Here is an 18,354-nt window from a genome sequence, read left to right on the forward strand (position 1 = left end):
GTCAAGTCGTGGATGGTTCGGTTGCTGGCGCCTTCGGCACGGTGTCGGCCGGGTACCAGTTCCAGTCTTCGCGCTCATCAAAGCGGGTGATCTGCTTAAGCTCCAGGAAGGCTTCGTAGCCCGACCGGCCCAGCTCGCGGCCGATGCCAGAGGCCTTCATGCCGCCCCAGGGCAGCTGGGTGAAGGTGGGCTGGGAGCAGTTGATCCACACCACGCCCGCACGCAGGGCGCGGGCCACGCGCTCGCAGCGCGCCGCGTCGGCCGACATCACCGCGCCGGCCAGGCCGTAGCGGCTGTCGTTGGCCAGCGCGATCGCTTCCGCTTCGCTGTCGAAGGGATTCACGCAGACCACCGGGCCGAACACCTCCTCGCGCCAGATGAGGCTGTCGGTCGGCACATCGGCAAACACGGTGGGCTGCAGGAAATGGCCGCGCTCCAGGCCGGCGGGGCGGCCGCCGCCACTGACCAGGCGGGCGCCACCGTCGCGGGCCCGCACGATCGCCTCCAGCACCTTGGCATGCTGGGCGGCCGACACCAGGGGCCCCATCTGCACGCCCTCGGCGTCGCCGGGGCCGATGCGGATCGCCTCGGCGGCCGCCTTCAGGCGCGCCAGCAGGGCCGCGTAGAGCGGGCGCTGCACCAGCACGCGCGAGGTGGCCGAGCAGACCTGGCCCTGATTCCAGAACACGCCGAACTGCAGCCACTGCACGGCCTTGTCGAGATCGCTGTCGGCAAAGATGATCAGCGGCGACTTGCCGCCCAGCTCCAGGCTGACGTTGCGGCTCTCGCGCGCCGCCGCGGCCATCACCTTGGCACCGGTGGCCAGCGAGCCGGTGAAGGCCAGCTTGTCGACGCCGGGATGCTCGGCCAGCGGCGCGCCGGCTTCGGTACCCAGCCCGGTCACCAGATTGAAGGCGCCGGCGGGCAGCCCCGCCTCGTGCAGATAACGCGCCAGTTCCGTGCAGCTCAGCAGGCACAGCTCGGAGGGCTTGAGCACCACGCAGCAGCCCGCGGCGAGCGCCGGCGCCACCTTCCAGGCCGCCATCAGCAGCGGGAAGTTCCAGGGTGTGATGGCGCCCACCACGCCCACCGGCTCCCTGCGGATGCGGCAGTCAAAACGCGCATCGCCCACATCGACAGCGGCCTCGCCCTCGGCCTCGATCTGCTCGGCCATGTCGGCGTAGTAGTCGAAGCAGAAGGCGGCGTCGGCCACATCCCCGCGCGCCTCCTTGAGCGGCTTGCCGTTGTCGCGCTGCTCCAGCCGCGCCAGCTGCTCCTGCTCGGCGCGCAGGGCGGCCGCCACCTGGCGCAGCAGGGCCGCGCGCTCGGCGGCGCGCAGGCGCGGCCAGGGCCCGTGGTCGAAGGCACGGCGCGCGGCGGCGACGGCCGCGTCCACATCGGCGGCCGTGGCGGCGGCGGCGCGGGCAAAGACCTCCTCGCAAGCCGGGTCCTGCACGTCCAGCGTGCCACCGCGGGCCGCGGGCACGAAGGCGCCGTCGATGTAGAGAAGCCGCTCCAGCATGCTGCTCAGCCGATCTGGCGCGTCAGCGAGATCGCGAACTGGCGCTTCTCGGCTTCCACGAAGTAGGACTTGGCATCGAAATAGGCCTCGGGCGCGTAGACGCCGGGCCGGCGCGGTTCGCGCAGCATCAGCTGCACGGCGATCGAGGCATTCATCGAGGTTGCCGCGTCGACATAACCCTCGTACATCGGATGGGCGCGCACGATGACCTCGCAGCGCGCCGTGGCCGGCTGGCCGCCGACCCGGCCGCGGCCGATCGCGAAGTGGATCTCGCTGCTCTGCTGCGCGGGGATGCGCTGGGCGTTCTCGGCGATATTGCGGTTGATGACGGCGTTCAGCAGGTCCAGCGGCCGCACCGGCGTGCCGTTGATGTCCACCGGGCGGTCGAAGTCGCCGAAGCCCGCCTTCACCAGCCCCACCCAGGCCTCGTGCTCGCGCTTGGGCAGATGCAGCTTCCAGGTGAACTCCTGGATGCCCTTCTGACGGATGCCATCGGCCAGCGGCACGGTCAGCTGCTCGGAATGGATCGAGTACATGAACTCGCAGCGCCCCCAGGGCTCGGGCAGGTCGATCACTTCCTTGCCGGTCTGCGGCGCGCATTCGACATGGCGGCCGCCGAGGAACTGCACGCAGGGATGGGCGTACTCGGCCAGCACGGTCGAGACGCTGTAGGGCGGCACCAGCACCGGGTTCTCCGCGCCGCTCAGGGTGGCGGCCCAGTAGAGGTGGATGCTGTCGATCTCGTCGAGCTGATCGGCCACGGCGCGGCAGATCACATTCGACATGCCCGGGTCGGCGCCGACGCCCAGCACCGCCACCACGCCGGCGGCGCGGAAGCGCTCGTGCCACTCCAGTTGCTTGACCGTGTAGGTGCCCAGCCCGCCCAGGTCCACATAGTCCGCCCTGGCGTCCAGCGCGGCGGCAAAGATGGCCATCTGATGGCCGGCCAGGGTCGGCACCGCGTTGACGCAGATGTCGACCCCGTCGAGCGCACGCCGCAGCGCCTGCGCATCGCTCACATCCAGCTCGTGCAGGCTCAGACGCGCGTCGTTGTTCATCGCCTCGCCCAGCGCCCGCATGCGCTCGCGGCTCGAGTCAAAGAGCTTGAGTTCCGCGATGTCGACGATGGCCCGATCCGACAGCAGGTCGCGAACGATGCCCTGCCCCATCATGCCGGCGCCGCCCAACAGGGCGATGCGCACCTTCTTGTCCTTGTTGCTCATTCCAGCTTCCTTGCTTCCACTGCGGAGCCAGTCTAAAACCGATCGATTAGTCGGTTTATGGGGGTTTTCCAGCGGAAGACGGGAATGAACAACCAGGCCAAACGAAGTCACGGCGACACTCTGGCCTCGCAAACTGACTTATGTTTCGGACTTTTTGGAGGAAGGGGAGTCGCGCCTGGCCAGCGTCCGATCGATCGATCGGACACCGCCAAAGACAACGGCCGGGCTCTGCCTAACTGTTTGGTGAGCCGCCCGATACCGAGGGCAAGCTCAATCAGCCGGTGGCTGAGGCTGCTGCAGCGTTTGCGGTCGGTCGACCCTGCGGGGCAGCCTTACCGGGAGCGGCGGTCGCCGTGAATTCAGCGCCGGACGACGGATTCGGGACCGCTCAGCCCCGGGGCTTCGGCTTGAAGAGATGCAAGACCTCGCCCCGCGCCAACATCTCGACCAGCTGCGCGATCCGCGCGGCGCGGGTCTGCGGCCTCACCGCAGTCTGCACACGCCAAAGCACCGCGTAGCGGTTGCTGGCGTTGATGGTCGCGAAGAAGGCCTGCGCCGGCGGGCACTGGGCCAGCGCGGCCTGCAGGTCTTCCGGCACGGTGGCCGTGCGCGCGCCATCGTAGGCGCGCTCCCAGCGGCCGTCGGCTTTGGCGGCATCGACCTGGGCCTGCCCGGCGGGCTGCATCCGCCCTGCTTCGATGAGCGCAGCGACCTTGGTCACATTCGTCTTCGACCAGACGCTGCGCGGCCGGCGCGGGGTGAAACGCTGCAGGAAGTGCTGGTCATCGAAGCCCTTCTTCTGCCCATCGATCCAGCCCCAACACAGCGCGATCTCCACCGCCTCGAGGTACGTGACGCTGGGGACGCCGACCCCTTTCTTGGCGATTTTTAGCCACAAGCCATCGGAGCTCGCGTGATGCTTGCTCAACCAGGCCTCAAAGGCCTGTGCGGACTTGAATGGCTTTACATCCGGGATGGCTTGAGGGGCGTCCATACCGCGCAGTCTGCCGCAACTCCAGCTGTGCGTTACGACAGGCTGCGCGCCAGTTCAGGCCATCGCCTCAGCCGCACTGCCCCACATAACCGCAGGCGGTGCAGAAGTCGCAGCCGTCCTTGTGGATCATGGTGGCGTTGCCGCATTCCGGGCAGGGCTTGCCGGCCTGCACCTGCAGGCTGGCGCTGGTCGAAACCGACTTGCCCACGGGCGCCTGCAGCAGGCCCATTTCCACCAGCGGCAGGCCCTGCTCGTCCAGCACGCCCAGCATGGCATAACGGTGAATGATGAGGCGCGCCACATAGGCCACGGTGGAGGGCCAGATCTGCTGGCGACGCTCACCCGAGAGGGTAGGCACCGGCGCCATGAAGTGGCCCAGCGGTTCGCCCACGTTGAGCAGCTTGCGCAGCTTCATGCCGATCCAGGCCGGGTCCATCACGCGCATGTCCAGCGAGAGCAGGCGCGCCATGCCGTCCAGGGCCTTGGGGTAGTTGCCCGAGAAGCCCATCGCGCAGGGGCGCGTGATGTGGCCGCCATCCGGCGCCGGCAGGCTGACTTCCTTGAGCGTGAGGGTGAACTGCTCGCCGGTGGCGGGGTTGTCCACGTCCACCGCCCAGGCCAGCGTGCCCATGGTGCTGGTGCGCGGCTCCTCGCGGCTGAACATCGCGTCCAGCACCGGCGTGGGGCCACCCTCCTGCAGCGCGCCGAGCTGCTCGCAGCGCGAGCGGATCACCGCGGCGGTGGCCGAGACTACGCCGGGGAACAGGCGTGACTCGCCGTTCGGCGGCATCGGCATCTCGAAGGCGCGCTCCTCGGCCACGGTGGCCAGCGCGTCGAGCTTGAGGCGCAGCCAGGCCGCGTCATTGGTGCGCAGGTCCATCGAGAGCGTCTTGGCTACGGCGGCCAGGCCGCGCGGCTGCTCGGCGCCGTTCACCCACACCTCGAAGGGCAGGTTCTTGCCGAACAGGCCGGCATCCGGCCCCTCGGCCGGCAGCTCGCCGACGAAGAGCGCGAAGTCGCCATGCGGGTGGCGGATCATGTAGCTCCAGGCCGGGTTGCCGCCGGGCAGCTCGGGCCGGCTGGGCCAGCGCAGCGAGGCCAGCACCGCGGTGGGCAGGCGCTCGACGCGCAGGCGCTGGTTGGTGCCGTCGGCCGTCACCGGCTTGAGCGGCTCGGGCGTGGCGGTAGGTTCGACGCTCAGCACCGAGCCGAGGATGTTGTTGGGCCGGTAGGTGGCCAGGCCCTTCAGCCCGGCCTTCCAGGCCTGGGTGTAGAGATCCTGGAAATCCGCATAGGGATAGTCCGCCGGCACGTTCACCGTCTTGGAGATCGAGGTGTCGACGAAGGGCGCCACCGCGGCCACCATCGAGGCATGATCGGCGGCCGAGAGTTCCAGCGCCGTCACGAAGGCATCGGACAGCGGCGCATCGCTGCCGAACATGTGGCGGTACAGGCGCCAGGCATGGTCCTCCACCGCGTATTCCTTGAAGCTGCCGTCGGGCATGCGCTTCTTGCGCGTGTAGCTCCAGCTGAAGGCGGGCTCGATGCCGTTGCTGGCGTTGTCGGCGAAGGCCAGGCTGATGGTGCCGGTGGGCGCGATCGAGAGCAGGTGCGAGTTGCGCAGGCCCTGGGCGCGGATCTTGTCCTTCAGGCCCTGCGGCAGGCGCGAGGCGAAGTTGCCACCGGAGAGGTAGAGATCGGCATTGAAGAGCGGAAAGGCACCGCGCTCCACCGCCAGGTCGGCGCTGGCCTCGTAGGCGGCATTGCGCATCACCTCGCTGATGCGGCGCGCCACATCGCGCGCGGCCTCGGTGTCGTAGCGCTGGTTCAGCATCACCAGGGTGTCGCCCAGGCCGGTGAAGCCGAGGCCGACGCGGCGCTTGTTGCGCGCCTCCTGCTGCTGCGCGGGCAACGGCCAGGGGGTCACGTCCAGCACGTTGTCCAGCATGCGGGTGGCCACCTTGCAGACCTCGGCAAAGCCCTCCTCATCGAAGCTGGCGTTGGGGCCGAAGGGGTCGCGCACGAAGATCGTCAGGTTCACCGAGCCCAGGCAGCAGCAGCCATAGGGCGGCAGCGGCTGCTCGGCGCAAGGGTTGGTGGCGGCGATCGATTCGCAGTAATGCAGGTTGTTGTCGGCGTTGATGCGGTCCAGGAACAGCACGCCGGGCTCGGCATGGTCGTAGGTGCTGCGCATCACCTGGTCCCACAGCGAGCGGGCCTTGAGCTTGCGGTAGACCCACAGGCCGTCGCCGCGCTGGTAGGCACCGGCGGCGCGCTGCTTGGCGCCGGGCTCGGCCTTGTGCGTGAGCTCCACCTCGGCATCGGCCTCGATGGCCTGCATGAACACATCGGTCACGCCCACCGAGACATTGAAGTTCTTCAGGTCGCCATGGTCCTTGGCGTGGATGAACTCCTCGATGTCGGGATGGTCGCAGCGCAGCACGCCCATCTGGGCGCCGCGGCGGCTGCCGGCGGACTCCACCGTCTCGCAGCTGCGGTCGAACACGCGCATATAGCTGACCGGGCCCGAAGCGCTGCTCTGCGTGGAGCCGACCCAGGCGCCGCGCGGGCGGATGCGCGAGAAGTCGTAGCCCACACCGCCGCCGCGGCGCATCGTCTCGGCGGCCTCGGTCAGGGCAGTGTAGATGCCGGGATGGCCATCGTCGACGGAGGCGATGGAATCGCCCACCGGCTGCACAAAGCAGTTGATCAGGGTGGCGGTGAGCTCGGTGCCGGCGGCGGAATTGATGCGGCCGGCGGGCACGAAGCCGCGGCGCTGCGCGTCCAGGAATCTGGCTTCCCAATGCGCCCGGGCCTCGGGCGCCTCGGCCTCGGCGAGCGCGCGCGCAACGCGCTGGCGCAGCTCGTCCAGGGTCTGCTCATCGCCCTTGGCGTATTTTTCCAGCAGCACTTCGGCACTGATGTCCTGGGCCGGCAGGGCCGAGGCGGGGGCCAGGGCGGTGCGGGGGGCGGAGGCGGGGGTGTCGGTGTGAGCTGGGGTGGGCGGTGTCATGCGGGGGGCCTCCAAATACCTGTATGTATGAACAGATTCGCGATCTTGCCGGCATCTTAGCGCCGCGGTTTTGACCCTGGTCACTGCAAGCCGGCGCAGCCCGCACAAGCATTCGCACTGGTGAGTGCCCACTCGCGCGCGGCATGCAGCACCGGCTGGCTGAAACAAGATTTACCGCCCGGCCGGGACTTACCCTGCTTGCGCCACGCTGGGGGGCCGGCTATGCGCCGTATCGCGCTATCCTCCGGCCATGCCAGCCTCTACCCAAGCCCAGCATGAGGAGCAACTTGCCGCGCTGCAGCGCGCCCTGCACGACGCGCCGGCCAACGCCGCGCTGCACGAACGCCTGAGTGCCTTGCACGAGGCCAGGGGCGAGCTGGACGCGGCGCTGTCTCACTACAAGCATTTCCATCGGCTCAGCCTGCAGAGCGCGGCCGCCGGCCTGCTGACGCGCGCCGAGCTGCTGCAACGCCTGCCCGAGCTGCTGGCGCTGGCCCAGACCCAGGGCCAGGCGCTCTGCCTGCTGAACCTGAGCCTGGATGGCCACGCCGATGCCGGCGCCCAGCAAGGCCTGACCGATCTGCTGCGCGGCCAATGCCGTCAGCGCGACCTGGTGGCCGGCCGGGCGCAGGAGGCGCTGCTGTTGCTGCTGGTCGATGTGGACCTGCCGATCGCGCGCCGGGTGTGCGAGCGCATCCGCGCCGCCTGGGCGCAGCAGAGCAAGCGCACCTTGAGCCTGGGCCTGACGGCCTGGCGCGGCGCGGAGGACGATGCGCTCAAGCTGCTGGCGCGCGCCGAGACGGCCCAGCAGGCCGCCAGCCGCGCCGGCGGCAACTGCCTGCGCGCCGGGTAGACCGGGTTCGCGGCAGGCGCGCGCCCTAAGCGGCCAGCGCGCAGGGCTGGCCCTGTAGCAGCGCCGCAGCCATCATCTCGGCCACTTGCGCGGCATGGGTGAGCGGCCCCATATGGCCGGCCTCGGGCAGCACTTGCAGGCTGGCTTGCGGCAGGCAGCGCGACAGCAGGGTCGCCACGCGTGCCGCCGGCAGCCGCGTGCGGCCGCCGCAGATCAGATGCACCGGCATCCGCAGCTGGCTCAGCACCTGGGCACTCCAGCGTGCGTTGAAGAGCGCCTTGAAATGCCGGCTCACCACTGGCATGCGCCGCGCCAGCGGCTCGCGCTGCGAGGGCTTCAGGCCGGACCAGGCATCGCCGCCATGCCAGTAATTGACGAAGCTCTGCGCGGCGGCCACCGTGTTGCCCTCCGCCAGGCAGCTGTCCAGCTGGCGCGCCACGCCGCGGATCTCCAACCAGGCCGGATCGCTGCTGTCCAGCAGGCCGAAGGCCACCGGCTCGTAAAGCGTCAGCGAGCGCACCAGCCGCGGCCGTTGCAGCGCGATCTGCAGCGCCAGCGCGCCGCCGTAGGAATGGCCCACCAGGTCCAGCGGCGCATGGCCGCCGCGCAGGCTGGCCAGCACCGCGCAGGCCTCGAAGGCCAGGCTTGCCGGCGCATCGACAGGCCAGGCCGGGCTGGCGCCATGGCCCAGCAGATCCGGGGCCTGCAGCGACATCTCGCCCTGCAGCTGCTGCATCACGCTGCGCCATTGCTGCCAGCCGCCGGCACTTGAATGCAGGCACAGCACCCCCGCGCCCCGGCCCGCACATTGCATGGCGAGACCGCCGGACTGCGGCGCGAAAAGACCTTGATCCATCAGCATGGTTCGACCCTCGATGCGGGCCCGCCGCGGCATGCGGTGGGTAGGCTTGCAGCATCGAGGGTGGAGGTTTCAGCGCGGTATCAGGCCGGCCCGGCGCCGGTTTCAATTGTTGTGGCCGCGCTCTGCCCCTGCGGTCGCTCTGAAGGGGCTAGAAGGGGTTGTAGGACTTCTCGCGCCGGTAATGCACATAGCCGACGCTGGCGCCCGCGCGCAGGCCCACGCCCAGGCGGATCGGCGCCAGCGTGATGCCCTTGCTGCGCTGGTAATTGATGCCGGCGCCGCCGATGTAGTACAGGCTGCCGTCCACGCCCGGGAAGCGCTGGTAGATCGCCGAGACGCTGGGCAGCTTGTAGACCAGGGTGAAGACCTTGGAGGCGTTCGCGCCGGCGTCGAAGCCGATCGAGGGCCCGGCCCAGTAGACGCGCGCGCTGCCGCCGCCCTTCATCATCAAATGCCCATCGCCGTAGCGCACCCCCACCGTCAGCGCGGCGGAGGCTTCCTCGCCCTTGATGTAGCCGTTCGGCCGCCCCTGCTCCTTGAAGGCCTTCTCGATCACCTTGGCCAGACCCTCGGTGGTGCTGCCGAAGAACTCGGTGGCGGCCGCGAGGATGGAGTCCTCGTCATAGGTGTTGTCCTGCTTGGGCGAGGCATCGGCCGCCAGGCTGGGCAGGGCTAGGCCGCCCAGGCCCAACAGGGTGGCGCCGCCGCCCAGCTGCCTGAGCAGTTCGCGGCGCTCGCTGGCGCAGGGGCGCAGATCGGTGTTGTGCTTCATGGTCGGATCCTTTCGGTTGAAACCCTAACCCAGGGCGGTCGGCGGGCGCGCCGGGCGACCGCCCGAGTTGTAAGCAAACGCTAGCCGCTCTCTTGGGCCGCAAGCATAGCCAGCATCGCGTGACATTGTTCATGTTCATTCGATCGCCGCTGCGCCTAGACTGCGCAGTCCCTGGGAGGGGATTGCCGAGAGAGGAAGCTTCAACATGCCCAAGCCATGATCCAGGATCTGTCCAAGCTCGCGCTGGCGCTGGAATACGTCGATCTGGCGGCCGGCCATTTCCTGGCCGGCGGCAGCGAGCATGCCGCGCGCCTGCTGGCCACCGCCGCCGAAACCCTGCTGGGCGATCTGGCCAAGCTGGTGAACGACGAGACCCATGGCACCGAGGTGCAGGACCTGCTGGCCAGCATCGCGCGCGCGCATGTGCCGGCCGCCCTGCCCGCGCCGCATTCGCAGATGCGCCAGCAACAGCAGGGCCTGGCGCGCGCCGGCCGCATGGGCGAGTTGCCGGAGGACGACGCCCGGCAGGCCACCGCCGCCCTGCTGCGCGCCTGCTGGTACCTGCTCGAATCGATGGGGCTGGAGGCGGTGGCGCCCGAGCGCCTGCGCCAGGCCATCGAGGTCAGCACGATCTGGGCCGACATCACGCTCTAGGGCCTGTTAACACTACGTTTGCCCGTGCGAACGGGGCCGGCAGGGCCCAGGTCTAGGCGGACGACGCAGCCCAGGCTGGCTGCCTGGGCAAGGAGTTCAACGACGAGATGGGCCCTGCCAGTCCCGTTCCCTTCGGGTTGCCACCAGAAAAACCGTGCACGTCGTTGCAAAGCCTCGCCGGGGAAGTGACCCCGGCTTCGGTTTGCGCCTAGTTCACGGCCTTTCTGGTGGCAACGCATCGTGCAAACGTAGTGTTAACAGGCCCTAGCTCCCTAGAATGGGGCCGGTGCGGCCGCTCCCCCTCATCGTCATCCTGCTGGTGCTGAACCATGTGGCCTTCAGTGGCAGCCGCATCGCCGTGGCGCTGTTCGCCATCAAGCTGGGTGCCACGCCGCTGATCGTCGGCAGCCTGATGGCCACCTATGCCCTGCTGCCGGCGCTGCTGTCGGTGAGCGTGGGGCGCTGGATCGACCGCGACGGCCCGAACCGGCCGATGCTGCTGGGCTCCGCCGGCGTCGGCCTGGGCACCCTGCTGAGCTTCGCCCTGCCGGGCCTGGCCACGCTCTACCTGACGGCGGTGCTGGTGGGCCTGGCCTTCATGCTGATCAATGTGGCGGCCTATCACGCGGTGGGCGAGATGAGCCTGCCCGAGGAGCGGCCGGTGAACTTCAGCTATGTGGCGCTGGGTTTCTCCACCTCGACCTTTGTGGCGCCCATGCTCACCGGCCTGTCGATCGACGCGCTGGGCTACCGCGCCGCCTTCCTGATCCTGGCGCTGTTCACGGTGCTGCCGGTGACGGCGCTGGCCGCCGGCCTGCTGCCCGCCCACCAGCGCCACCAAAGCCCGCAGGCCAAGCGCGCCGGCCATGTGTTCGAGCTGCTGCGCGATGCGCCGCTGCGCCGGCTCTTCATCGCCATGGCCATCCTCACGGTGGCCTGGGACATCTACAACTTCGCGATCCCGGTCTATGGCTCGCAGATCGGCCTGAGCGCCTCGCAGATCGGCATCGTGATGGGCGCCTTCGCGGCCGCCACCTTCGTGGTGCGCCTGGCCATGCCCTTCATCGCCCAGCGCCTGCAGCCCTGGCCGCTGCTGGCCGGCTCGCTGCTGACCGCCGGCCTGGCCTATGTGGCCATGCCCTTCACCCGGAGCGTGGGCATGCTGATGCTGCTGACCTTTGTGCTGGGCCTGGGCCTGGGCGGCCCGCAGCCCATGGTGCTGACCCTGCTGCACCAGGCCGCGCCCGCCGGCCGTGCCGCCGAGGCCCTGGGGCTGCGCACCACCCTCATCAACACCAGTCAGACGGTGATGCCGCTGGCCTTCGGCGCGCTCGGCGCGGCGCTGGGCGTGACGCCGCTGTTCTGGGGCATGGCGGGCGCCATGTTGCTGGGCAGCCTGTACGCCCGCCGCAGCCCGGGCTGAGTGCTAGCATCGATCACGCTCAGGAGCTTGCGATGACCCAAGAACGCCGCCACTTCGCCCGCGTCGCCTTCGACGCGCCGGCGCAGCTCACCACCACCGAAGACCGCCTGCCCGTCAAGCTGCTCGACATCTCGCTCAAGGGTGCGCTGCTGCAGCTGCCGCGCCCCGGCGCGGTGGCCACCGGCACGCCCTGCCTGCTGAAGGTGGAGCTGGACGGCGAGGACAGCCGCATCACCATGGCGGCCGAGGTGGCGCATGTGGACGGCGATCACGCCGGCCTGCTATGCCGCAGCATCGACATCGAGAGCATCACCCATCTGCGCCGGCTCATCGAGGTCAACCTCGGCGAGGCCAGCCTGCTGGAGCGCGAGCTGAAGGCCCTGCTTGCCAGCTGAGCCGCGCCGCATGCAAACCCTGTCCGAACTGCTGAACCAGCACCGCTCCATCCGCAGCTACAAGCCCGATGCGATCGCGCCCGAGCTGATCGAGGCGGTGGCCGCCGACGCGGTGGCCGGCGCTTCCTCATCGGGCAACCTGAACAGCGTGTCCATCGTGCTGACGCGCGACGTCGAGCGCAAGCGCAGGCTCTACGCCCTGCACGCGGAGCAGGAGATGGTGCTGCAGGCGCCGCTGGTGGTGACGCTGTGCGCCGACTGGTGGCGCACGCGCAGCTGGCTCAAGGCTCGCGGCGCGCGCGACAACTTCAACAACCTGATCGGCTACCACGTGGCCGCCTTCGACGCCATCATCCTGGCGCAAAACCTGGCCCTGGGTTTCGAGGCGCGCGGCCTGGGCATCTGCTACATGGGCACCACCCTGCACGCGATGCGGGGCATTGCCGAGCTGCTGGAGCTGCCCGAGACCTGCCTGCCCGTCACCAGCCTGGTGGTGGGCTATGCGGCGGAGGACCCGCCCAAGCGCGACCGCCTGCCGCTGACGGCCCTGCTGCACGACGAGGTCTACCGCCACCCCGATGCCGCCGGGCTCGATGCCATCTACGCCGAGCGCGAGCGCAAGGGCTGGGAGCGCTATATGGCGGTGCCGCGCCTGCGCGCCCTGATCGAGGAACATGGCATCCGCTCGCTGGCCGAGTTCTACACCAGCCGGGTCAAGTACGACCCCGAGCAGTTCCGCGCCGACTCCGCCGAGCTGCGCCGTTTGCTGCAGGACAAACAGTTTCTGCAGGACTGAGACCGCGGGGCTTGTGCCGCGGCGCCGGCCTGCCTAGCATGGCCTCACGGCCAGAGGCGGGAGCATCCATTCCGCCCGCCGGAACTCGAAAGGTCCGCCCCATGCAGTTCCACCCCACCCTGGCCCTCGCGGGCCTGCTGGCGCTCGCCACCACCGGCGCCTGCGCGCAAGCCAATCCCGAGAAGATCAGCGTCTGCCATGAGAACGAAGACGCCTTTCCCTGGCTGCTGAAGGCCAAGCCGGGCTATAGCCAGATCATGATGCCGCTGCTGGAGAAGCAGCTGGGCGTGCCCATCAAGCTGGTGGCGATGCCCTGGAAGCAATGCCTGGCCGAGCTCAAGGCCGGCAGCGTGGATGCGGCCATGAACGCCAGCTACAACAAGGAGCGCGCCGAGTACGCGCATTACCCACTCAAGCTCGACGGCGAGCCCGACGCCACCAAGCGCATGTACCGCGCCACCTATGCGCTCTACCGCGTCAAGGGCGGGGCGCTGAGCTGGGACGGCCAGAAGCTGGTCGCGAACGGCACGGTGGGCGCACAGACCGGCTTCTCCATCGTCGGCCAGCTCAAGGAGCTGGGCGCCAAGGTCGAGGACAGCTCACCCACCGCCGACGAGCTGCTGCAGCGCGTGGCCGCGGGCCGCTACATCGCCGCGGCGCTGCAGACCACCGAGGCCGAGAACTCGCTGGCCGCCTCGGCCGCGCTGGCCGGCAAGCTGGAGCGCGTCAACCCGCCGCTGGCCGAGAAGCCCTATTACACGATCTTCTCCAAGCCCTTCTTCGCCAAGCACGCGCAGACGGCGCGCGAGGTCTGGCGCCTGCAGGGCAAGCTGCGCGAATCGCCCGAGTTCAAGACCCAGGTGGCGCACCTGATGAAGAGCGTGGACTGACGCCGTCTCAACCCTGGATGAAGCGGCGCAGCACCGGGTAGGCCGCGTCGGGATCGTCGCGCCAGGCGCCGTGGCCCACGCCGGGGAAGCGCGCCAGCTGCATCCACTGCGGCGGCAGCGCGGCGGCGATCTCCAGCGCGTCTTCCAGCGGGCAGACCGGGTCGTCCTCGCCCACCATCACCAGCACCGGGCATTGCGCGTGCGCCAGGCCCGGCCGCAGGTCCAGGCCCTGCATTTCGCCGGCCGCGAAGTGCAGCAGGATGTCGGTGTTGAGCAGCACGCGCGCGCCGGCATCGGGGTCGATCGGATCACGCGTGTTGTAGAGCTTGCGGCAGCCGGCCCAGTAGGCGGCCCAGGTGTCGGCATTGGGCGTGCTCCAGAAGGCGCGCGCCAGCTCGCGCGCCACCGGCCCGCCGCGGCGCTCGAACACCGCCAGCTTGCGCGCCAGGCCCATGTGGTGCGAGGTGCTGGAGAGCACTACCTTGGACGCATGGCCGGGGTGGCGTGCCAGGTAATGCTGGGCCACGAAGCCGCCGAAGCTCTGCCCCAGCACGATGGGCTTGACCAGGCCCAGCGCGTCCGACAAGCGCACCACGTCATCGGCCCAGGTATCCAGCGTCCATTCGCTGCGCGGGCGCGGGTCGCTGCGGCCATGGCCGCGGTGGTCGTAATAGATGATCTGGGCCACATCGGCGAGCGCGCCGAAGCCGGGCTTGAAGGCCGAATGGTCGAAGCCGGGCCCGCCATGCATGCAGATCAGCGTCGGCAGCTCGCGCATCAGCGGGCCGTCCGGCAGCAGGCCGGGGCCCTGCACATCGACAAAAAGGCGCACGCCCGGGGCAATTTCAAGTCGCATGAATTTCACTCCTGGTGGCCAGTATGCCGTGGCCCGCCTCCCCAAGCCGATTTCGTCGCCGCATGGCGGCGTCGGTCGCAAGGCGCTCGCCCCGGCCTGGCGGCGGCGGCAGAATCGCTACCATGCCCTCCATGCCCAGCAGCCCCGGTAGCCCTGCCAGAGCCTTCCGTGCGGTCTTCAACCTGCGCGTGCTGGCGGCCATGGTGGGCCTGTGCGTGCTGTTCGCCGGCTCGCGCGTGCTGACCTGGTACGTCGGCTACAGCGATCTGCACAAATGGCTGATGGGCTGGCTGAGCTACACGCGCCAGACCCTGATCTCGGGCTTTGTGCTGCTCTTGCTGATCGGCTGTGCCGAGGCCTGGCTGGCGCGCTGGCCGCTGCGCACGGAATCCGCCAAGCGCCTGCTGCGCGCTGGCGCGGTGCTGCTGGGCGCGGCCCTGGGCGCCGTGCTGCGCAACCGCGTGGCCTACTGGCTGGACCCGGCGCGCGTCAAGTTCGAATGGAGCTGGTTCTTCAGCCTGCTGCTGCTGTGGAGCGCGCTGGGCGGGCTGGGCTATGCGCTGTTCCTGAAATCGCAGCGCGCCAACCTCAGCCGCCAGGCCCTGGCCGAGGCCAGGCTGCAGAGCGAACGCCTGCAGATACGCCAGGTCGAGGCCCAGGTGTCGGCGCTGAACGCGCAGATCGAGCCGCATTTCCTCTTCAACACGCTGGCGAACGTGAAGCGCCTGTACGAGACCACGCCCGAGCGCGGCCGCGACATGCTGGGCCATTTGATCGCCTATCTGCGCTCGGCCCTGCCCGGCATGCGCCGCAGCCAGTCCAGCCTGGGCGAGGAGCTGGCCCTGGTGCGCAACTACCTCAGCATCCTGCAGATGCGCATGGGCCCGCGGCTGCGCTTTCGCATCGAGGTGCCCGAGGCGCTGCAGTCCGTCGTGCTGCCGCCGATGGTGCTGGCCACTCTGGTGGAGAACGCCATCAAGCATGGGCTGGGCCCCTTGCCCGAGGGCGGCGAGATCTGCATCCGCGCCGCACGGCGCGAGGTACAGGGCGGCGCGCAGGGCCTGGTGATCGAGGTCCAGGACAACGGCCATGGCTTCAGCGCCAGCGCCGGCAGCGGCGTCGGTCTGGCCAACACGCGCGCGCGCCTGCAAGCCATGTTCGGCGACGCCGCCCGCCTCGAACTGGAGGCCGCCAGCCCGCGCGGCGTGCTGGCGCGGCTGCACCTGCCGCTGCTGGCGCTGGCGGTGGCCGAGCCCGCGGAGGCCCTCGCGTGAGCGGCCTGACGGCCCATGTCTGGCAGTCCTGGCGCAGCCTGCGCGCGCGCGAGCTGGCCGGCTGGTTGCTGATCGGCCTGCTGTTCGGCGTGCTGGATTCCAGCTCGCTGATCTATGTGCTGGACCAGCCGGGCTGGCCGCTGGCCCTGCTGGGCCAGCTGATCTCGCCGCTGGTGCTGGTGCTGGTGATCGCCCTCATCTGGCTACCGGTGGACCGCAGCGACGCGCAGCATCCGGCCCGGCCCTGGCGCCTGGCCGCCGCCCTGCTGCTGGGCGCGGGCCTGGCGCTGCTGCTCTTGCAGTGGCTGCTGCAGTGGCTGGCCTGGCCCGACGCGATGGCGCTGATGATGAAGAAGGAGGGCAAGCCGCCCTACGACCGCTGGCACTGGACCGGCGTGCTGGGCGATGCGCTGTTCGCCAGCCTCTGCGCCGGCCTGGTGGTGGCCCTGCACGAGATGAACCGGGGCCAGCAGGCGCTGGAGCTGGCGATGCAGGGCAGCCTGCAGGAGCAGACGGTGCTCAAGCGCAAGGCCATGGCGGCGCGCCTGGCCACGCTGCAGGCCCAGGTCGACCCGCAATTCCTGTTCGACACCCTGGTCGGCATCGAGCAGGACTATGCGCGCGGTGCGGCCGGCGCGGCCCTGCGCATGGAGCAGCTGATACGCCATTTGCGCGTGGCCCTGCCGCGCCTGCGCGAATCGGGCAGCAGCCTGGAGGCCGAGGCCGAGCTGCTGGAGAGTTATCTGGCGGTGCGCCTGGGGCCGGCATCGCCCGGGCTGCGGCGCGACTGGCCGGCCGAGCTGGGGCAGCTGGCGGTGCCGCCGATGGTGCTGCTACCGCTGCTGCAACGTGCGCTGGCGCTCAGCGAGGGCGCGCCCGGCCCCTGCGAGCTGCGCGCGGAACTGAACTCGCCGGGCTGGCGCGTCGGCCTGCGCTTCGGCCGCCCCGGCCTGTGTGGCGACGCCGCCGAGATCGCCGGCCTGCAGCAGCGCCTGCAAAGCACCACCGATACCCAGACCCGCCTGGCCTGCAGCAGCAGCGCCGATCACACCCTTTTCAGCCTCGAGCTGCACCCATGAACAGCAGTGCCCCCACCGCCATCGTGGCGGAAGACGAAGACACCTTGCGCCATGAGCTGGTCGAGCAGCTCGGCCGGCTCTGGCCCGAGCTCAGCATCGTCGCCGAGGCCGGCGACGGCATCGAGGCCCTGCGCCTGCTGGAGCTGCACAAGCCCGACCTGATGTTCCTGGACATCCAGATGCCCGGCCTGACCGGCATCGAGGTGGCCCGCCAGGTGGGCGCGCGCAGCCATGTGGTGTTCGTCACCGCCTACGACCAGTACGCGGTGCAGGCCTTTGACGAGGGCGCCGTCGATTACCTGCTCAAGCCCCTGCAGGCGGCGCGCCTGTTCACCGCCATCAACCGCCTCAAGCAGCGCCTGGCGCAGCCGCTGGCGGACCTGAGCGCGGTGCTGGACCGCCTGGCCGCCGCGCCCCGGCTGCTGGAGACGCCGCGCCAGCCGCTGCGCTGGATCAACGCCTCGGTGGGCCAGACCCTCAAGCTCATCACCGTGGACGAGGTGCTGTACTTCCAGTCCGACAACAAGTACACGCGCGTCGCGATCCGCGAGGGCGAGGCGCTGATACGCAAGCCGCTGAAGGAGCTGGTGGAGGAGCTGGACGCCCAGCAGTTCTGGCAGATCCACCGCTCCACCCTGGTGAACGCGGCCGCGATCGCCGGCGTAACGCGCGACTTCCGCGGCCGTCTGCAGGTCAGGCTGAAGGACAGCACCGACGTGCTGCTGGTGGCCGAAAGTTACGCCCACCTGTTCAAGCAGATGTAAGGGCGGTGGCCAGACCAGACTTTTGGCATCGGCGCAGGCGCTGCTTACCATCGGCTCCGATCCCTGGAGTCCGCCATGAAGAACCGCCTGGCAGCCGGCATGCGCCTGCTGCTTTCCCTGCCCCTGCTGTTGAGCGCGGCTGCGCATGCGGCGCCGCCGGCACCGCCCAATCTGGTGGCGCTGAGCGAACAGCTGGTGACCTCGGGCCAGCCCTCGGCGGATTGGCTGGCCACGCTGGGCGCGCAGGGCTTTGATGCGGTGATCTATCTGGCGCCGCCCACCGTCGGCGATGCGGTGCGCGAGGAGCCGCTGATCGTGGCGCGCCAGGGCCTGGTCTTCATCAACATCCCGGTGCGCTTCGACGCACCCAGCGCGCGCGATTTCGAGACCTTCGCGGCCCAGCTGGGCGCCCTCAAGGGCCGCAAGGTGCTGGTGCACTGCCAGGTGAATATGCGCGCCAGCACGCTGAGCTTTCTTTACCGCACGGTGGTGGAGAAGGCCGAGCCGCGCCAGGCCTATGAGCAGGTCGCGCGCATCTGGACCCCGTCGGGGCCCTGGAAGACGCTGATGCTTGATCAGCTGCGTCAGCACCAGATCAACTTCGACCCGTTCTGACCATGCAATACACCTTGTTTGCCCTTGAACAGGAACTCGCCCTGGTGGGCCACCATCCGGGCCCCGAACGGCTGGAGCAGCTGATTGCCGACGAGTTCGTCGAGCATGGCAGCTCCGGCCGCATCTGGACCAAGGCCCAGCTGCTGGAGGTGATGCCCCGATGGCCGGTGGTGCAGCGCGAGGTGAGCGAGTTCAGCGCCGAGGCGCTGGCCGAGAACCTCGCTCTGGTGCGCTACCGCTCGCTGCGCATGGGCCAGCTGAGCCTGCGGGCCTCGGTCTGGAAGCGCCAGCCGCGCGGCTGGCAGATCGTCTTCCATCAGGGAACACCCGTGTCGCCAACTTGACCCCGGGCAAACCGGCCTCGTCTCA

Annotated in this window: 18 protein-coding genes; 11 read left to right on the top strand and 7 right to left on the bottom strand. The window is 69.6% G+C overall.

Features of this window, described 5'->3' with window-relative positions; translation table 11 throughout:
• Window position 1 precedes the first annotated feature (1 nt).
• The 4 genes from PFX98_RS03060 to PFX98_RS03075 form a co-directional block, all read right to left on the bottom strand.
• On the bottom strand, window positions 2–1,522 hold the full coding sequence (locus PFX98_RS03060; protein ID WP_285233701.1) for an aldehyde dehydrogenase family protein: 1,521 nt from the start codon (window positions 1,520–1,522) through the stop codon (window positions 2–4).
• A 5-nt stretch (window positions 1,523–1,527) separates the two neighbouring features.
• Window positions 1,528–2,745 (bottom strand): saccharopine dehydrogenase family protein, encoded by a 1,218-nt coding sequence (locus tag PFX98_RS03065; RefSeq protein WP_285233702.1) that lies wholly within the window; start codon window positions 2,743–2,745, stop codon window positions 1,528–1,530.
• Window positions 2,746–3,133: 388 nt separating this feature from the next.
• Window positions 3,134–3,739, bottom strand: coding sequence for a YdeI/OmpD-associated family protein (locus PFX98_RS03070; protein WP_285233703.1), 606 nt, complete (start codon window positions 3,737–3,739; stop codon window positions 3,134–3,136).
• A 67-nt stretch (window positions 3,740–3,806) separates the two neighbouring features.
• Complete coding sequence (locus PFX98_RS03075; protein WP_285233704.1) at window positions 3,807–6,752, bottom strand: adenosylcobalamin-dependent ribonucleoside-diphosphate reductase; 2,946 nt, start codon at window positions 6,750–6,752, stop codon at window positions 3,807–3,809.
• Window positions 6,753–7,002: 250 nt separating this feature from the next.
• Between PFX98_RS03075 and PFX98_RS03080 the strand changes: the two genes are divergently transcribed.
• A complete protein-coding gene (locus tag PFX98_RS03080; RefSeq protein WP_285233705.1) occupies window positions 7,003–7,605 on the top strand; it encodes a nucleotidyl cyclase domain-containing protein in 603 nt (200 codons plus the stop codon).
• Between the two features lie 25 nt (window positions 7,606–7,630).
• Here PFX98_RS03080 and PFX98_RS03085 read toward each other — a convergent pair whose 3' ends face one another.
• Together PFX98_RS03085 and PFX98_RS03090 are read right to left on the bottom strand one after the other, a co-directional pair.
• Entirely contained in the window at window positions 7,631–8,467 is an 837-nt protein-coding gene (locus PFX98_RS03085; RefSeq protein WP_285233706.1) for an alpha/beta fold hydrolase, read from the bottom strand.
• 148 nt (window positions 8,468–8,615) lie between these two features.
• Complete coding sequence (locus PFX98_RS03090; protein WP_285233707.1) at window positions 8,616–9,239, bottom strand: DUF1134 domain-containing protein; 624 nt, start codon at window positions 9,237–9,239, stop codon at window positions 8,616–8,618.
• A gap of 216 nt (window positions 9,240–9,455) precedes the next feature.
• Here PFX98_RS03090 and PFX98_RS03095 point away from each other — a divergent pair, with 216 nt between their 5' ends.
• The 5 genes from PFX98_RS03095 to PFX98_RS03115 all read left to right on the top strand — a co-directional run bounded on the left by PFX98_RS03095 (window position 9,456) and on the right by PFX98_RS03115 (window position 13,397).
• Complete coding sequence (locus PFX98_RS03095; RefSeq protein ID WP_285233708.1) at window positions 9,456–9,893, top strand: hypothetical protein; 438 nt, start codon at window positions 9,456–9,458, stop codon at window positions 9,891–9,893.
• 286 nt (window positions 9,894–10,179) lie between these two features.
• Window positions 10,180–11,316, top strand: coding sequence for an MFS transporter (locus PFX98_RS03100; protein ID WP_285233709.1), 1,137 nt, complete (start codon window positions 10,180–10,182; stop codon window positions 11,314–11,316).
• Window positions 11,317–11,348: 32 nt separating this feature from the next.
• Window positions 11,349–11,711, top strand: a complete 363-nt coding sequence (locus PFX98_RS03105; RefSeq protein ID WP_285233710.1) for a PilZ domain-containing protein — start codon at window positions 11,349–11,351, stop codon at window positions 11,709–11,711.
• Window positions 11,712–11,721: 10 nt separating this feature from the next.
• Complete coding sequence (locus PFX98_RS03110; RefSeq protein WP_285233711.1) at window positions 11,722–12,507, top strand: nitroreductase family protein; 786 nt, start codon at window positions 11,722–11,724, stop codon at window positions 12,505–12,507.
• A gap of 101 nt (window positions 12,508–12,608) precedes the next feature.
• Window positions 12,609–13,397: a substrate-binding periplasmic protein gene (locus tag PFX98_RS03115; protein ID WP_285233712.1), complete on the top strand. Its 789-nt coding sequence runs from the start codon at window positions 12,609–12,611 to the stop codon at window positions 13,395–13,397.
• Between the two features lie 7 nt (window positions 13,398–13,404).
• On the opposite strand, the gene PFX98_RS03120 is transcribed toward PFX98_RS03115, so the two are convergent.
• Window positions 13,405–14,253 (bottom strand): alpha/beta fold hydrolase, encoded by an 849-nt coding sequence (locus tag PFX98_RS03120; RefSeq protein ID WP_285233713.1) that lies wholly within the window; start codon window positions 14,251–14,253, stop codon window positions 13,405–13,407.
• A gap of 131 nt (window positions 14,254–14,384) precedes the next feature.
• Here PFX98_RS03120 and PFX98_RS03125 point away from each other — a divergent pair, with 131 nt between their 5' ends.
• The 5 genes from PFX98_RS03125 (at window position 14,385) to PFX98_RS03145 (ending at window position 18,329) form a co-directional block, all read left to right on the top strand.
• Window positions 14,385–15,527, top strand: coding sequence for a sensor histidine kinase (locus PFX98_RS03125; RefSeq protein ID WP_285233714.1), 1,143 nt, complete (start codon window positions 14,385–14,387; stop codon window positions 15,525–15,527).
• Entirely contained in the window at window positions 15,524–16,606 is a 1,083-nt protein-coding gene (locus PFX98_RS03130; protein WP_285233715.1) for a histidine kinase, read from the top strand. The genes PFX98_RS03125 and PFX98_RS03130 overlap by 4 nt, the downstream gene beginning before the upstream one ends.
• On the top strand, window positions 16,603–17,370 hold the full coding sequence (locus PFX98_RS03135) for a LytR/AlgR family response regulator transcription factor (protein ID WP_285233716.1): 768 nt from the start codon (window positions 16,603–16,605) through the stop codon (window positions 17,368–17,370). The genes PFX98_RS03130 and PFX98_RS03135 overlap by 4 nt, the downstream gene beginning before the upstream one ends.
• Before the next feature lie 75 nt (window positions 17,371–17,445).
• Window positions 17,446–17,985 (top strand): protein tyrosine phosphatase family protein, encoded by a 540-nt coding sequence (locus PFX98_RS03140; protein ID WP_285233717.1) that lies wholly within the window; start codon window positions 17,446–17,448, stop codon window positions 17,983–17,985.
• A gap of 2 nt (window positions 17,986–17,987) precedes the next feature.
• Window positions 17,988–18,329 (top strand): nuclear transport factor 2 family protein, encoded by a 342-nt coding sequence (locus tag PFX98_RS03145; RefSeq protein WP_285233718.1) that lies wholly within the window; start codon window positions 17,988–17,990, stop codon window positions 18,327–18,329.
• Window positions 18,330–18,354: the final 25 nt, after the last annotated feature.

The organism is Paucibacter sediminis (assembly GCF_030254645.1).
In the GTDB taxonomy this organism is placed as follows: domain Bacteria; phylum Pseudomonadota; class Gammaproteobacteria; order Burkholderiales; family Burkholderiaceae_C; genus Paucibacter_B; species Paucibacter_B sediminis.

Excerpts from the sequence above, each read along its gene's own strand:
- PFX98_RS03105 (WP_285233710.1), top strand. The coding sequence starts at position 11,349 with ATGACCCAAGAACGCCGCCACTTCGCCCGCGTCGCCTTCGACGCGCCG.
- PFX98_RS03110 (WP_285233711.1), top strand. The coding sequence starts at position 11,722 with ATGCAAACCCTGTCCGAACTGCTGAACCAGCACCGCTCCATCCGCAGC.
- PFX98_RS03135 (WP_285233716.1), top strand. The coding sequence starts at position 16,603 with ATGAACAGCAGTGCCCCCACCGCCATCGTGGCGGAAGACGAAGACACC.
- PFX98_RS03085 (WP_285233706.1), bottom strand. The coding sequence starts at position 8,467 with ATGCTGATGGATCAAGGTCTTTTCGCGCCGCAGTCCGGCGGTCTCGCC.
- PFX98_RS03095 (WP_285233708.1), top strand. The coding sequence starts at position 9,456 with ATGATCCAGGATCTGTCCAAGCTCGCGCTGGCGCTGGAATACGTCGAT.
- PFX98_RS03125 (WP_285233714.1), top strand. The coding sequence starts at position 14,385 with ATGCCCAGCAGCCCCGGTAGCCCTGCCAGAGCCTTCCGTGCGGTCTTC.
- PFX98_RS03115 (WP_285233712.1), top strand. The coding sequence starts at position 12,609 with ATGCAGTTCCACCCCACCCTGGCCCTCGCGGGCCTGCTGGCGCTCGCC.
- PFX98_RS03075 (WP_285233704.1), bottom strand. The coding sequence starts at position 6,752 with ATGACACCGCCCACCCCAGCTCACACCGACACCCCCGCCTCCGCCCCC.
- PFX98_RS03120 (WP_285233713.1), bottom strand. The coding sequence starts at position 14,253 with ATGCGACTTGAAATTGCCCCGGGCGTGCGCCTTTTTGTCGATGTGCAG.
- PFX98_RS03140 (WP_285233717.1), top strand. The coding sequence starts at position 17,446 with ATGAAGAACCGCCTGGCAGCCGGCATGCGCCTGCTGCTTTCCCTGCCC.
- PFX98_RS03060 (WP_285233701.1), bottom strand. The coding sequence starts at position 1,522 with ATGCTGGAGCGGCTTCTCTACATCGACGGCGCCTTCGTGCCCGCGGCC.
- PFX98_RS03145 (WP_285233718.1), top strand. The coding sequence starts at position 17,988 with ATGCAATACACCTTGTTTGCCCTTGAACAGGAACTCGCCCTGGTGGGC.
- PFX98_RS03065 (WP_285233702.1), bottom strand. The coding sequence starts at position 2,745 with ATGAGCAACAAGGACAAGAAGGTGCGCATCGCCCTGTTGGGCGGCGCC.
- PFX98_RS03090 (WP_285233707.1), bottom strand. The coding sequence starts at position 9,239 with ATGAAGCACAACACCGATCTGCGCCCCTGCGCCAGCGAGCGCCGCGAA.
- PFX98_RS03070 (WP_285233703.1), bottom strand. The coding sequence starts at position 3,739 with ATGGACGCCCCTCAAGCCATCCCGGATGTAAAGCCATTCAAGTCCGCA.
- PFX98_RS03080 (WP_285233705.1), top strand. The coding sequence starts at position 7,003 with ATGCCAGCCTCTACCCAAGCCCAGCATGAGGAGCAACTTGCCGCGCTG.